At 44.0% G+C, this 14002-nt stretch carries 11 protein-coding genes; 2 read left to right on the forward strand and 9 right to left on the reverse strand.

Features of this window, described 5'->3' with window-relative positions; genetic code table 11:
• Positions 1-61 precede the first annotated feature (61 nt).
• From JMY05_RS02900 to JMY05_RS02925, 6 genes are all read right to left on the reverse strand, one after another.
• The gene (locus JMY05_RS02900; RefSeq protein ID WP_045445483.1) at positions 62-1435 is read right to left on the reverse strand and encodes an NAD-dependent succinate-semialdehyde dehydrogenase; all 1374 of its coding nucleotides are present in this window, start codon (positions 1433-1435) and stop codon (positions 62-64) included.
• Between the two features lie 48 nt (positions 1436-1483).
• Positions 1484-2620 carry an agmatine deiminase gene (aguA, locus tag JMY05_RS02905; RefSeq protein ID WP_045445486.1) on the reverse strand — a complete coding sequence of 379 codons (1137 nt, stop codon included), beginning with the start codon at positions 2618-2620 and terminating at the stop codon, positions 1484-1486.
• A gap of 52 nt (positions 2621-2672) precedes the next feature.
• On the reverse strand, positions 2673-3545 hold the full coding sequence (aguB, locus tag JMY05_RS02910) for an N-carbamoylputrescine amidase (protein WP_201615322.1): 873 nt from the start codon (positions 3543-3545) through the stop codon (positions 2673-2675).
• A 116-nt stretch (positions 3546-3661) separates the two neighbouring features.
• The gene (locus tag JMY05_RS02915) at positions 3662-5155 is read right to left on the reverse strand and encodes a Na+/H+ antiporter NhaC family protein (RefSeq protein ID WP_020443104.1); all 1494 of its coding nucleotides are present in this window, start codon (positions 5153-5155) and stop codon (positions 3662-3664) included.
• Between the two features lie 216 nt (positions 5156-5371).
• Positions 5372-6748 (reverse strand): NAD(P)/FAD-dependent oxidoreductase, encoded by a 1377-nt coding sequence (locus JMY05_RS02920; protein ID WP_227678086.1) that lies wholly within the window; start codon positions 6746-6748, stop codon positions 5372-5374.
• A 1-nt stretch (position 6749) separates the two neighbouring features.
• Complete coding sequence (locus tag JMY05_RS02925; protein ID WP_045445494.1) at positions 6750-8093, reverse strand: glutamine synthetase family protein; 1344 nt, start codon at positions 8091-8093, stop codon at positions 6750-6752.
• Positions 8094-8560: 467 nt separating this feature from the next.
• On the opposite strand from JMY05_RS02925, the gene JMY05_RS02930 reads away from it, so the two are divergent.
• Both JMY05_RS02930 and JMY05_RS02935 read left to right on the forward strand, forming a co-directional pair.
• Positions 8561-9301 carry a gamma-glutamyl-gamma-aminobutyrate hydrolase family protein gene (locus JMY05_RS02930; RefSeq protein ID WP_045445496.1) on the forward strand — a complete coding sequence of 247 codons (741 nt, stop codon included), beginning with the start codon at positions 8561-8563 and terminating at the stop codon, positions 9299-9301.
• Positions 9276-10034: a cupin domain-containing protein gene (locus tag JMY05_RS02935; protein ID WP_201604961.1), complete on the forward strand. Its 759-nt coding sequence runs from the start codon at positions 9276-9278 to the stop codon at positions 10032-10034. Before JMY05_RS02930 ends, JMY05_RS02935 begins: the two co-directional genes overlap by 26 nt.
• Positions 10035-10197: 163 nt before the next feature.
• Here JMY05_RS02935 and JMY05_RS02940 read toward each other — a convergent pair whose 3' ends face one another.
• The 3 genes from JMY05_RS02940 to JMY05_RS02950 all read right to left on the reverse strand — a co-directional run bounded on the left by JMY05_RS02940 (position 10198) and on the right by JMY05_RS02950 (position 13895).
• The gene (locus tag JMY05_RS02940) at positions 10198-11547 is read right to left on the reverse strand and encodes a glycosyltransferase (RefSeq protein WP_227678087.1); all 1350 of its coding nucleotides are present in this window, start codon (positions 11545-11547) and stop codon (positions 10198-10200) included.
• 149 nt (positions 11548-11696) lie between these two features.
• Positions 11697-12569, reverse strand: coding sequence for a TIGR03915 family putative DNA repair protein (locus JMY05_RS02945; RefSeq protein ID WP_045445499.1), 873 nt, complete (start codon positions 12567-12569; stop codon positions 11697-11699).
• Positions 12570-12626: 57 nt separating this feature from the next.
• Complete coding sequence (locus JMY05_RS02950; protein WP_201614128.1) at positions 12627-13895, reverse strand: putative DNA modification/repair radical SAM protein; 1269 nt, start codon at positions 13893-13895, stop codon at positions 12627-12629.
• Positions 13896-14002 lie beyond the last annotated feature (107 nt).

Here is a 14002-nt window from a genome sequence, read left to right on the forward strand (position 1 = left end):
TTTAAAAAAAGCCTAACAGTCACTGTTAGGCTTTTTATTGTTCTAAAAATCGCTCTATCGATTACGACTTATCACGAATCAGTTTATAATTTAAAAACTCAGTGATACCAAGGGTGCCAAGCTCGCGACCAAATCCTGAGCGTTTAACGCCGCCAAACGGGGTATTGGCTTCGCTACCAGAAGGCGCATTGATAGTGACCATACCGACTTCTAATTTGTCAGCAATCTCAGCGGCTAGCGCAGCATCTTGCGTTTGGATAGAAGCGCCAAGTCCGAAAGGCACATCATTAGCTATCTTGATGGCATGATCGATGTCACAAGCTTTGTAGACGACTGCCACAGGACCAAATAGCTCCTCACGATAAACAGCCATGGACTCAGTTACATCTGTTAGTACCGCAGGCTTAAACCACGCACCCGGCTTGTTTTTGATCATGCCGCCTTCGACCAATACGGTTGCGCCTGCTTGAATGGCGCTATCGAGCTGTTCTTGCAAATTAACTGCGGCTGCCTTTGAAGACATGGGACCAATGAAGGTATCTTCATTAAGTGGATCAGCAAGTGTCATATTGCTTACGGCATTAGTAAACCCTTCAACGAATTTATCATACACAGATTCGACAGCGATAAGACGTTTGGCAGCATTACACGCTTGTCCTGTATTGCCAAAACGACCAGAAATAGCCCCTTTTATAGCTTGTTCGATATCAGCATCAGCTGCAACGATAAAGGCGTCTGAACCGCCAAGCTCTAGCACGACTTTTTTCAGCGCACCGCCTGCTATTTTAGCAACTGCTTGCCCAGCTCGCTCAGAGCCTGTCAGCGAAACGCCTTGTACGCGGCTGTCTTCGATGATTGTTGCCGCTTGCTCATTGGTGGCAAACACATTGTTATAAACACCCTCTGGTAAGCCAGCATCTTTTAGGATATCAGCGATGGCTTCTGCAGTCTTAGGACATTGCGGCGCATGCTTTAGAATAACGGTATTGCCTGCCATAAAGTTTGGCGCGACAAAACGTGCCACTTGATAGTGTGGGTAGTTCCACGGCATGATACCTAATAGAGCGCCCACAGGACGTTTTTCTACCGAAGCTGACCCTGAATCAACATCAATGGTACTAGGTGCTAGTAGCTGCTCAGCGTTGTCTGCATAATAGCGATAGATATCCGCAACTAGACCGATTTCACCTTTTGCTTGTGCAACGGGCTTGCCCATCTCATTGGCAACGATGCGAGCCAGCTCGTCTTGACGTTCAAGATAGATATCGGCAATTTTATGAAGTATGGCACTGCGCTCATCCAATGAAACCTGACGCCAATCTTGATAAGCGGTATTGGCTTGTGCAATAGCGTTCTGGATGTCCTGCTCAGTTGCCGTAGGGTAAGTGGCTTCTACTTCGCCAGTGGCTGGGTTATTAATTTGATAATCGCTCATAGCTATGTCCTTTTTTAAAATATTATTGGGTTCAACATCCATTTGGGTCTATATTTTTATGCGGGTGCTTTTAATTGATGATTTTGGCTGCTGCTGAGTAATACAGTGAATATTACCACCGCCAAAGACAATCTCCTTTGTGCGTACTCCCACTACCTGATGCTGAGGAAATACTTTTTCAAGCTGCTCGATGGCTAATGAATCATTTTCATCATCATATTGCGGTACGATGATAGCCTCATTACAAATTAAAAAATTGGCATACGAGGCGATACAAACATCACCAGTCTGACGCGCCTTGGCATCGTCAGACTGCTCAATATCATAGTCCTCAGGTAAAGTAACAGGTTGCTTGGTACAGCAAAGCTTATGGACTTTTAGGCGGCGACCTTTGGCATCGGTCATATTAGATAGCTGTTTATAGGCTTTTTGCGTTGCCTCATAAAACGGATGCTCAGAATCATCAGTGTATAAACAAACCACTTCACCAGGGCGCGCAAAGCAGGCAATATCATCAATATGACCAGTGGTTTCGTCAGGATCGATACCGTCATCAATCCACAGTACTTTTTGCACATTGAGATAGGCTTTTAACTTGTCTTCAATTTGAGCTTCGGTTAGGTGTGGGTTACGCCCTGGGCTTAGCAGACACATACGCGTGGTCAGAACCGTGCCTTCACCATCGACATGAAATGCACCGCCTTCCATCACAAAGTCATCCGTTCGATAGCGTTTGATATCTAGATGGTCACACAAGCGTTCAGCCAGCTTATCATCGTCATCCCACGGCGAGTATAACCCGTCATAGTCGCCGCCCCATGCATTGAATGTCCAATCACAGGCGCGTAGCTCACCTTTATTATTGATTAAAAATGTCGGGACAGTATCACGTGCCCAAGCATCGTTGCTAGGCATTGATATGACGTCGATGTCAGCAGGTAGACTATCGCGGCATGATTGATAATCATCAGGATTGACCAGTACGCCAACCTCACAAAATCTGTTGATTGCCAATGCGACATCAGCATAAGCTTTCTGAGCAGGAGCGGCTTGCTGTCGCCAGTTATCAGCACGGTATGGCCATACTATCCATATTTTTTGTATAGTCTCAAATTCTGCTGGCATGTAAAAGCCGTCTTGCTGTGGTGTTGAGCCAGTGATTAATCGGTTCGGTAATAATGACATATAGAGCACCTTATTTGACGATAGCGCGAGTGAGCTTGCTTGTTAACAAACTTTATCCATGAGTCAGCAACGTGCCATACATCGATGGACGACGATCACGGAAAACGCCCCATTGCTGACGTTCGATAGCCAGTTGATCTAAGTCAAAAGTCGTACTAAGTATCTCTTCTTTATCTTTAGATGCTTCTTGGATGATCTCACCGCGACCGTCGGTAATAAATGAGCTACCGTAGAATGCCATGACGCTATCGTTTCCGTTTTGAGTAATTGTCTCAGTGCCAATACGATTGGCTGCTACGACTGGCATGAGATTAGCGGCAGCATGACCTTGCATACAGCGTTGCCAATGACCTTTTGAGTCGATGTCCAATGTTGGCTCATCACCAATCGCAGTCGGATAAAACAGTATTTCTGCACCCATTAATGCCATGCTACGAGCACACTCAGGAAACCATTGATCCCAGCAAATACCGACACCGATTTTGGCATACTTGGTTTGCCAAACCTTGAATCCAGTATCACCGGGGGTAAAGTAGAATTTTTCGGCATAAGGAATGCCATCTGGTATATGCGTTTTACGATAAGTGCCAAGTATCTCGCCATCGGCATCAATCACGGTCACGCTATTAAAAAAGGTATTGCCTGATTTTTCATAAAAGCTAATCGGTAATACCACTTCTAAGTCTTTAGCCAACTGTTTGAAGTGATTGATGGCCGCATTATCCTCAACTGAAGTTGCCAGTTTAAAATAATCAAAGTCATGAACTTGGCAGAAGTAAGGCGTCTCAAACAACTCTTGTAGCAAAATGATATTGGCACCCGCTTTGGCGGCTTTAGTGACCAACTCAGTAGCAGTGGCAATATTTTGTTGTATATCCCAACCACATGCCATTTGAGTCGTAGCAACGGTAACATTTCGCATGATTAAATCCTTATCGTATTTATTAGTGAGTACCATATAAAAGGGCTGTTTTTATTGATTAACGAACCATCTCTCATTGCCCGTTAGTCAATGATTACAATAATAGCGTTAAGGTTGGCTTAAGCCATCATATAACCCAATCCTAAGAAGGTAACGACGGATAAACCCGCACCGAGCATGGCATAGGGGAACTGGGTAAAAGCGTGCTGCATGGGGGAGCAGCCAGCACCTTGCGCGGCAAGTAGCGATGAATCACTAAAGAAGCAAGCATGACTACCAAATGATGATGCTGATAACAATGCGCCAATCATAAGGGGAGTGCTAACGCCTAGTGCAATAGAGATTGGAAAGACAATCGGCATCGCAAGGACATACAGCCCCCAGCTTGATGATGTGGCAAAAGTTAAAAAAGCCATGACGGCAAATATGACGGCAGGGAAAATAATAATCGTCATATAAGGCGTGATAGCCTCAATCACATATGAGGTCATACCAAGCTCATCATTGATGGCTTTTAAGAAAAATCCACCGATGACGGTTGAGAGCGGATAAAGCATGACTTTAAAGCCTTTAAAGATGGCTTCAACTTGTGTCTCAAAACTTAAAATGCCTTGCATCCAATAGACAACGACGGTCACAAAACAGGTCAATAATGCACCGCGTAATAGATCGATTTCGAAGTAGACCGTCGAGACAATTAATAAAATCATTGGGAAAGCAAAGTTTGCGATATTGGCTTTGAACGATAGTTTACGTTTGGCTTGGACGTTTGAGATCAGTTGTTCTTCGACAAAGGCTTCAGGAACAGGATTACCCGCTTTGGCGCGTGCCTCGGCTTTTTTCATCGGACCCCAGTCACCCAAAATACCATACGCGACCAAGAATACAATCAAAAGTGCAAACCAAGCATACGCCATATAAGGAATCGCGCTGATATAAAGCCCAATACCTTCACCATCGCCAGCCACGCCGTTTTCTTCTAAAAGACCGGCAAAGTAGACCGCCCAAGTAGAAATAGGCACGATAATACACATCGGTGCGGCAGTTGAATCGACGATATAAGCGAGCTTTTCACGAGAGACGTTATAGACGTCAGTGAGTTTTTTGACGGAGGTTGATACGGCTAGACAGTTTAAATAATCATCAATGAAAACCACCACGCCCAAAGCAAAGGTGGCCAATAATGACTGACGGCGTGACTTAATGATTTTTTGTAGCCATTCACTAAAGCCATCTAGACACCCACTAATCTCAAGCAGCTGAATGAGACCGCCCATCAGACCACAGACAAGAACAATCCAAATAATGGTCTCATTCCCTAGCACCATCGACATGTTGTCTGCAAAAGGGGAGACCAAATCAAAAGGATTGAGCATCACAAGGCCAGCGACACAGCCTGCGATCATGGATTCGAATGGTCGCCTAGAGACAATGGCAGTGACTAATACTAGTAATGTTGGTAGTAAAGATAAGGCGCCCCAAGATTGGTCTGGGGCACGACTGGTAGATAGCCAAGCAAAAGCCAGATAGATGACGACGGCTACTATGACGGTGAGAAATACTCGCTTATTATGATACTGTCCTTCGACAGCATCATTGAGCTTCATGTTCATATTTACGCTCCCTGTAAAACCTCATTGTTTTTTAAACAAGCTCTATTCTGTAGTTGACGCGCGACAGACAGTAGGACAGTAGCGAATCAACTGTCTATCGCGCCCCATCACAACAATCCGTTGCTATGATAGGTTAATGTAACGACCGCTTTTAAAATAAAAACACCTTATTCAATGTTTATTATTCAATGTTTATTATTCAAAGTTTTTATGCGTTTACATGCCAGTGGTATCTTTTAGCGCATACCACCATGAGCCCATGACAGAGTAAGGCACACGTAGGGCTCGACCACCTGGGAACGGAATCCAAGGAATTTGTGCAAAAGCATCGAACTCTTTGGTTTTACCATTGATGGCATCGGCTAATATTTGTCCAAATAGATGCGAGCCTGTCACGCCATGACCACTATAACCATGGGCGAAATATACTCGCTCATGTAGTTTGCCCATTTGTGGTACGCGAGAAAAAGACAACGCAAAGTTCCCACTCCACGCATAGTCGATTTTGACATCACGTAACTCTGGAAAAATCTTAGTCATGTTTGGTCTAATTTTAGCTGTGATGTCGGCGGGGTCTTGACCACCGTAGACTGTACCACCGCCGAATAACATGCGCTTGTCTGCTGAGAGGCGATAGTAATCCAAAATGTAGCGGACATCTTCGACGCAAACATCGGTTGGCAGTAACTGGTCTGCTAAATCACCCAGCGGCTCGGTGGCGATAATTTGCGTCGATACAGGCATGACACGGTCAGTCAGTTTAGGTATCACTTTATTGAGATAGGCATTGCCGCATAGCACCGCTTGCTTACAAGTCACGGTGCCAAATTCGGTGATGACTTTGATAGCATCATCAGCATACTCAATATCAACCACTAAGGTGTTTTCATAAATGGTGCCGCCGCCTTGCTCAATGGCCGCTGCCTCACCTAGAGCAAGGTTCAATGGATGAAAGTGTCCACCAGAGTGATCGATGACCCCGCCTACATAAGCATCTGATTTTATATGCTCTTGAATGCCATTTTTGTCTAGCATTTCTCGGTCATGCATACCATGGCTTTCCCACAGTGCATGCGTTTCTTGTAAATCTTTTAGCTGACCATTATTTAATGCCGCAAAGATGTTTTTTTCTTTGAGATCACAGCTGATATCGTAGTCTCTAACAAAACGACGAATGATTTTGCCACCGCGGGTCACGAGCTGACCGACGAAGTCTGCATTTTCTTGACCATAAGACTTTTTGATTTTTTGTAGGCTGGCATTTAGACCATTGACGATTTGACCACCATTACGCCCTGATGCGCCCCAACCAATTTGCGCGCCTTCTAAAACCACGACTTCATGATCCGTTTCAATGAGATGCAGGGCAGTGGATAAACCGCTATAGCCGCCACCAACCACACATATTTCCACTTGGATATCATTCTTTAGCGTTGGTCTATCCGGCTTAGGATTACGACTGGCTGCATAATAGCTATCAGGATATTGCCCTTTATCTGAATAATGCGGGATATTGCGCGTGTTATTCGAGGATAGGTTTTGGTTCGTTGCTGCATTGCCGTTTAAATTGCTACTTGAGTTGCTATTTGACATATCAAACATCCTGTAAATAGGTGAGGTATTCAAGGTTGGTCACTTGCTGAGCAAAGCGTTTGGCTTCTTGCTTTTTGACGGCGATCAACAACTCAATCATCTCGCTTGGGAACAGCAAATCAATCACATCACTGCTTTCAAATTTGCGGATGGCTGAGAGCCAGTCAAGTGGCAAGGTCTTAAGTTCGGCTTCGTCGTAAGTAATGCTATTAACGGGTTCTGGCGCTTCTAGCTTGTTTTCGATGCCATATAACATACCTGCCAGTACCGCACTACAGACCAGATAAGGATTGGCGTCAGCGCCAGAGACACGGTGCTCAATACGGCGCGCTTTTGAGTCACCACCAGGGATACGTACTGCCGCCGTGCGGTTTTCATAACCCCATGACACATTGTTTGGCGCTAGCGTACCGGGTGTAAAGCGGCGATAAGAATTCACATGTGGGGCAAATAACAACGTGCAATCTGACATGGTCTTTAACAATCCGGCGACTGCATAGCGCAAGATATCTGAGCCTTCATCTGACCCATCATCAAAGACATTATTGCCGTCTTTATCTAATAAGCTGCAATGAACATGAAAACCATTCCCCGACTGTAGACCAAAAGGTTTTGCCATGAATGTCGCGGTGAGTTTACGGCGAGCAGCGACGGCCTTGACGACCTGTTTGAACAAAATGGCATCGTCAGCGGCTTTTAGTGGATCGTCTACGTGTAATAAATTAATCTCAAACTGACCACAGCCATTCTCCGCCAAAGCAGCATCTGCTGGGATATCGAGCTTTTTGCACTGTGCATAAACTTCGTCTAAAAATTCATCGAATTGTAATAGATCATTGATACTCAAAATTGAGGTTTTATTCAGTCTTAGCCCGCTTTTGGGGCGGATAGGTGGTCTTGGGGTTTCGCCTTCAGTATAGTCAACCAAATAAAATTCCAGCTCAGTGGCCATCACTGGAGTCAAACCAAGCGCTTTGAATTTTTTGCTAATGTAATCTAAAACGTGTCTGGCATCACCGTAATAAGGTTCGTTATTTTCTGTATAAAGCCAAACGGGCAATAGCGATGAAGGCGCACTGGTGTTGAGAAGTGGATAGGCGGCACGACCAGTAGGACGGGCAATGGCATCTATATCGCCATTACATTGAGAAGACTCGATGACATCAGCACCCCAAATATCAACGCCTAAGATAGATAAAGGCAATCGTATCGCACCGTTTTCTGCTTTTTCCATTTGATTGAAAGGGATGCGCTTACCACGAAGTAAGCCATTAATATCACCTGCCGCAACATAAACGTATTCTGTGTTGTTTGCAGATTCGACCATTCCATTGGTTGTCGTCATGTCTATTCTTCCTATGAATTTTTAGAATTACTGGGATTATTGTCAATACGGATACTGCTGGCGCATCGTCTTTTAGTGATATTTATAACCAATGCTTGGTAAAACAGCGATTGATTACGTTTTATTTAAACAGTCTTTATATTTCTCTTTATGTTTCTCAAAACAGATTTTATTAATAATATGAATTCTTTAGATTTCGCTGTTCTTAGCCCTTAACATCGAGATATAAACGTCAACCCTTGTTTAATGTCTCGCTGATGACTTCCAATATATGTGTGAAAAATATAGTTGTCAATTTTTATTTAAAATTATCTTAAATTAATGCATTTTTCCAATTTTATTATTAATATCGGCAATATTGAAATTTATAGTTTACATTTTATGAGATGCTGTGTTAAATTTTAGCTAAATAAAGGATTGAGCAATATAGACGATGAGGTCTATTTGTTATAACTAGGGAAGACGGTATGAAAAATTCTAGACCTATTATTGCTATTGTTTCTTGTCATAAGATGGTTGATGGGCAGCCAGCACAAGCGGTGTATCAAAAATATATCGATGCCGTGAATTTTTATGGTGGCAATCCCATACTGCTGCCAAACACTGCTGCCGATAGCGAAAACTTTGAGGCGCTACTGAATATCGCAGATGGGATTTTGTTAACGGGCAGTTATAGTAACGTGGCACCAACGCGTTATGGCGCGACGCACATCGAAGCGAAACAAGACTTGGGTCGTGATGAGCTGAGCTTTAAATTGTTGGATTATGCAGACAAGACTGGCATTCCATTACTAGCGGTTTGCCGAGGTTTGCAAGAGATGAATGTGCATTTTGGTGGCACGCTACATCCTGATTGGAGGGAAGTAGAGGGGTTTTATGAGCCACATTTAGAGGACAATACTCAGCCACTTGAAGTGCAGTATCAGCCAGTTCATGACGTGATTATTCAACCAAATGGCAGGCTTGCCGCCTTTGGTGAAAAATGGCACGTTAACTCGCTACATAAACAAGCAATCAATGAAGTAGGCGCGCGTTTATCAGTTGAGGCTCTAGCGCCTGATGGTTTGGTCGAAGCCATCAGCTTGTTGCAACATCCATTTATGATTGGTGTACAATGGCATCCTGAGTTAAATTATGCACAAGACGACTTGTCCAAATTTCTATTCACGGAATTCATTCACTATGCCAGCAAACCCCAAACTGAATAGCACTACTGAAGGCAATGTAGACAATGCCAGCACTGACATTGATATTAATAACGGCATTGACGCTGATGTTGCCAGCGATAAAGCGGCTGATATCGATACAGATGACGACATCAGTGGTGATGATGAAGATGAGCTGACAGACTCTGAGAAAGCGATGTCAGCCGAAAATGACGAGTCGCCAGAAGAGGATATCGGTAAAAAGATCAATCAGCTGCGCCTCGCAAAAGGCTACTCGCAACGTAAGCTTGCGAAATTGTCGGGATTAACCAATACTTCTATCAGCTCCATTGAGCGCAATAAAGTCAGTCCAGCAGTGAATACGCTAAAGGCAATTTTGGCGGTATTGGGTTCTGATTTAACCACGTTTTTTAGTGATGAATGGAAGGAACCAAAGGCGAGAGTTGTAGTAACGCCAAAGGATTTGTTGGAGCTGAGCGAACCGAGTAGCAGAGTGTCACTAAGACAGGTATATAACTGTAGTACCACCAAGAATTTGGGTTTTTTGATTGAGGTGTATCAACCGAACAGCTCAACGGAAGAAAAAATCGCCCACGAAGGTGAAGAGATTGGCACCGTTATTGAAGGCAAGATTCTTATCCGTATTGATGAGACGACGTATCTATTAAACCAAGGGGATAGCTACGTGATTGATACCATTCGCCCGCATACTTTTATCAACCCTACTGATGGCGTGACTCGCATTGTTAGTGCGCACACCCCGACGACTTATTAGGTAAGCATTTTAATAGCCATTTAAGTTGATGTTTAAATAGCCATGGTGATTTTCCGCGCGGCTTCTAAAAATAGAAGCCGCGTTTTTTTGCATGAAATAATTCATTGTGAAAACACGCCCCAGCAAGCTGTTAGATATTAGCCTAAGTAATAAAGTGATAGGCTTACAGGTCTTTATGATTTTGAAGCGTTTCTGAGTCAGTAAGCGGATTTAAGGGACTCATCGCTTTAGGTTTTTCTTTGATAAGCTTTACTTTAGTTTGTTTATCGGCTGGTGCAAGCGCGACATAAGCAGACTCAGGCTTCTTACTAGTAGGTTTAGAGGATTTTTTCAGCGTCTTGTTAATTCTTTTGACAGCAGCGGCATCGCTTGCAGCTTGTTCCTCTGCGAGCGAGTCGTCGTATAAACCCTGATAGACAGCGAGGGTTTCTTCAATCATCTCACGCATGGTGAATTTATTGGTCATTTCAGGGCGTGTGATGCTTTCTAATTGATTTCTCACGGCTTTACATAGCGCATTGGCATTGTATTTTTTGACCAGCCCTTGAGGATATAGCGGTTGTAAAATCTCACTAAATGCGGCCTGATCCCAACCAATAACGGGCGTACCTAAATGAATCGCTTGTAAGGCGTTGATGCCGATTGATTCAGGCTCATTCGCAAGCGCCATCACGATATTGGCGGCTGAGAGCCATTCACGCATGTCATTACGTTTGCTACCTACATAAGTAATTCGATCAGCCAACCCTAATGTATTAGTGCGTTGGCGGAAATCTTCGTGCGCGACGTCACCATCTCTATAATCATCATCCATGATAATGACGTGGATGTTAGGGAACTGCTCTTGCAAGTTGCCCAAAATATCAATCAGCCATTCCTGACCATATTCGTTACCAATAATAGTTGGAAATACCAGCCATTTTTTATGCTCAAGCTCAGGATACTCAGCAAAAGTATGCCGTAACCAATAAACAGACGGATTATGACGATAAGGATAGCGGCGCGTATCGATACCACGGTAGATGCGTTTGATGACTTTAGGGTCTGCATCTTCTCGGCGCAGGCCTTTTTTTAGATAATTGGTCACACTATCGGAGACGGTAATGATGGTATCGACATCGAGTAGGGCTTGAGAGTATTTATTGATCGGATAAAAACCATACATGGTTGACACTAGCTTTGGTATCCGCTTGACGCGGGCGCGGCGCAATGCCAAATGCAGTATCCATGCAGGTGTGCGTGAATGCACATGGATCACGTCAGGATCGTACTCTTCAATTAAACGCCGCAGCGCCGTGACTTGTAGTAACGACAGCCAAGACTTTTTATTCATGTGTAGCTGATGGTAGTTATTGCCATCACGCTTGAGGCGTTTGACCAGATCATTATCTTCATCGGCGCTAGAGACGATGATGGAGGTATGGCCATTTTTGACCAATGCGCGTCCAAGATGAAAAATACCGCGCTCGGATTCATCATGCTTTAAAGACGATAATAAGCGCATAACTTTCATAATGGCATTGGTGACCAGTTGATAATAACAAGTGGCTATTGTCAGTTAAAAGCCGCCAAAACTCAACCATCAAGATAAAAAGATAAGGTTATATGGTCGAGTTTCTAAGAGAGATAGGCATAAAGGCTTGAATCGAAGGATAAAAGTCATTAGCGACGTTTCTGTAAATGCTCAGCATTGGGCAGTATTTGTTTTTCGCTTAAGTATTTCCAATAGCGCTGCGGCAAGTATTGCTTATGCAAACGTGGGTTTTTACGCTCTTTGATGTTGACGTTGGTAAAGTAACCTTGCCAAAATTTTTGATAGCGCTGCTCATCCTCGCTATGAATACTGGCAGGATTGCGCAGCACGGTATTATCTAAATCAGTGATGGTTTGCAGGGCAGCGGGGCGTTTAGGCGTGCTTTGGCTCTTGTCATAATAAATGCCATAGCCACGGGATAAATCATAAATCGCCCAGTGTTGGTCTTGGTAGCGCTGCCGAAAATGCTCACCAATCAAAGGCAAGACATTAAAATCAGGCTCCACTCGCGCAAAATAGATATCGTCAGTGGTATGCTCAAAACGTACAAAGGCTTCCATACGATGTTTCTCACGACCGACCGATTTGACAGTTTGCACCAGCTCTAAGACATTGAGATTACCCAAGTCTTCCATAATATGGCGGCTAGGGTAGTCAATGGCATATTTGACCACTTGAAACAATGTACTACCAATACTATCTTTTTCCGACAAAAACCCCCAAAGTAAATTGCGCATACCTGAACGACCTAATAACTTATGCAGCTTGGTGAGTACGCGTTCGGCATTGTCTTCATCAGTAGTAACGCTAGTCGCTTGTGCGATTAATGAAGGTACATAGCAGTCTTGGGCGATTAACTGTAGAGAATCATCGTTTTGCAGTTTATTGGCATAGACATAAAATACCGCACTCAGCCAACCCTCAAAACTTGGCTCATAAAGCACGATGCTGGGTGTTAAGTGACCGACAGTATAGTCGTGGCTTTGCAGCAGTTGTGACATCTACACTCCTATTTATAATAGTAATTATTGAAACAATGCTAATTACAACAGTGCTATTTAAAACAAAGCCAGTTGCCCATTACGCTGGTCTTTGTACTTGGTCTGCGTCTGTGCCAATACATATTGCCGGAAGTTATCACGCGTTAAATGCGCTAAATGTTCGTTTTTACCCGTCGTTGCGATAAAGTATTTGGCGCGATTGACCGCCGCGCCCATTTTTTTTAGATGATAAAGTGTCAACTGATTAAACTTGCGCGCCTTTACTATTTTTTTAGCCGTCTTAGTACCAATGCCCGGGATACGCACAATCATCTCATAGCTTGCGGTTTGAATATTCACTGGAAAGTGCTCACGGTGGCGGATTGCCCAAGCAAGCTTTGGGTCGCAGTCCAAATCCAAAAATGGCGAGTCAGGTTCAACGATTTCATGCGCGCCAAAACCATAAAAACGCATCAGCCAGTCCGCTTGATAAAGGCGATTTTCACGTATCATCGGCACGGGCGTTCCAATCGCTGGCAGGCGACTGTCGGACAACATCGGTACATAGCCAGAGTAGTAAACGCGCTTAAGATCGTACTGTTTATAAAAATGACTCGATAACTGAATTACTTGCAAGTCAGTCTCGTTACTCGCGCCAACAATCATTTGGCTGGTCTGACCTGCTGGTACAAATTTCGGCGCTTTCTTATGGGTTTTACGGCTCTCTTTGATCGTAATAATTTCAGTTTTAACCGTTTCCATCGGTGCTTTTAATTCATCATGCGACTTCTCTGGGGCGAGTAAAGTCAAGCCAGATATCGTTGGAATTTCGATATTTACGCTAAGGCGATCGGCGTATAATCCCGCTTCTAACAACAGCTCTTTTGAAGCACCGGGAATGGTCTTTAAATGGATATAGCCATTGAAGCGCTCACGGGTACGCAATATCTTAGCAACTTCGACCAGCCGCTCCATCGTATAGTCACCACTTTTAAAAATCCCTGAGCTGAGAAATAGTCCTTCGATATAGTTACGGCGATAAAACTGCATGGTCAAATCAACCACTTCTTCGACGCTAAAAGCGGCGCGTGGCGTATCATTGCTTTTGCGTGAGGTACAGTAAGCACAATCATAAATACAATGATTGGTTAGCAGGATTTTGAGTAGACTGACACAGCGGCCATCTTCGGTATAGCTATGGCAGATACCTGTCGCTGAGGCATCGCCTAGACCACCGCCTTGGTTTTTGCGCGTACCAGCGGAAGAAGAGCAAGAGACGTCATACTTAGCAGCATCCGCTAAGATGTTGAGTTTGCCCTGTAGTCGTTCATAATTGATGGTTGCCATAAGCGGTATTTACCAATGCAGTAATGAAAGACTATTTTAACAAAATTAGCGTTAAGTCATTGTATTTATGGCTAAAATTAAGAAGGTAAACGACAACGGTTGTCGCC

The organism is Psychrobacter sp. JCM 18902 (assembly GCF_904846615.1).
GTDB lineage: Bacteria > Pseudomonadota > Gammaproteobacteria > Pseudomonadales > Moraxellaceae > Psychrobacter.

What these genes read in the sequence shown, in the direction of transcription:
- JMY05_RS02900 (WP_045445483.1), bottom strand. Translation starts at nt 1,435, where the DNA reads ATGAGCGATTATCAAATTAATAACCCAGCCACTGGCGAAGTAGAAGCC.
- aguA (WP_045445486.1), bottom strand. Translation starts at nt 2,620, where the DNA reads ATGTCATTATTACCGAACCGATTAATCACTGGCTCAACACCACAGCAA.
- JMY05_RS02915 (WP_020443104.1), bottom strand. Translation starts at nt 5,155, where the DNA reads ATGAACATGAAGCTCAATGATGCTGTCGAAGGACAGTATCATAATAAG.
- JMY05_RS02920 (WP_227678086.1), bottom strand. Translation starts at nt 6,748, where the DNA reads ATGTCAAATAGCAACTCAAGTAGCAATTTAAACGGCAATGCAGCAACG.
- JMY05_RS02925 (WP_045445494.1), bottom strand. Translation starts at nt 8,093, where the DNA reads ATGACGACAACCAATGGAATGGTCGAATCTGCAAACAACACAGAATAC.
- JMY05_RS02930 (WP_045445496.1), top strand. Translation starts at nt 8,561, where the DNA reads ATGAAAAATTCTAGACCTATTATTGCTATTGTTTCTTGTCATAAGATG.
- JMY05_RS02935 (WP_201604961.1), top strand. Translation starts at nt 9,276, where the DNA reads ATGCCAGCAAACCCCAAACTGAATAGCACTACTGAAGGCAATGTAGAC.
- JMY05_RS02940 (WP_227678087.1), bottom strand. Translation starts at nt 11,547, where the DNA reads ATGAAAGTTATGCGCTTATTATCGTCTTTAAAGCATGATGAATCCGAG.
- JMY05_RS02945 (WP_045445499.1), bottom strand. Translation starts at nt 12,569, where the DNA reads ATGTCACAACTGCTGCAAAGCCACGACTATACTGTCGGTCACTTAACA.
- JMY05_RS02950 (WP_201614128.1), bottom strand. Translation starts at nt 13,895, where the DNA reads ATGGCAACCATCAATTATGAACGACTACAGGGCAAACTCAACATCTTA.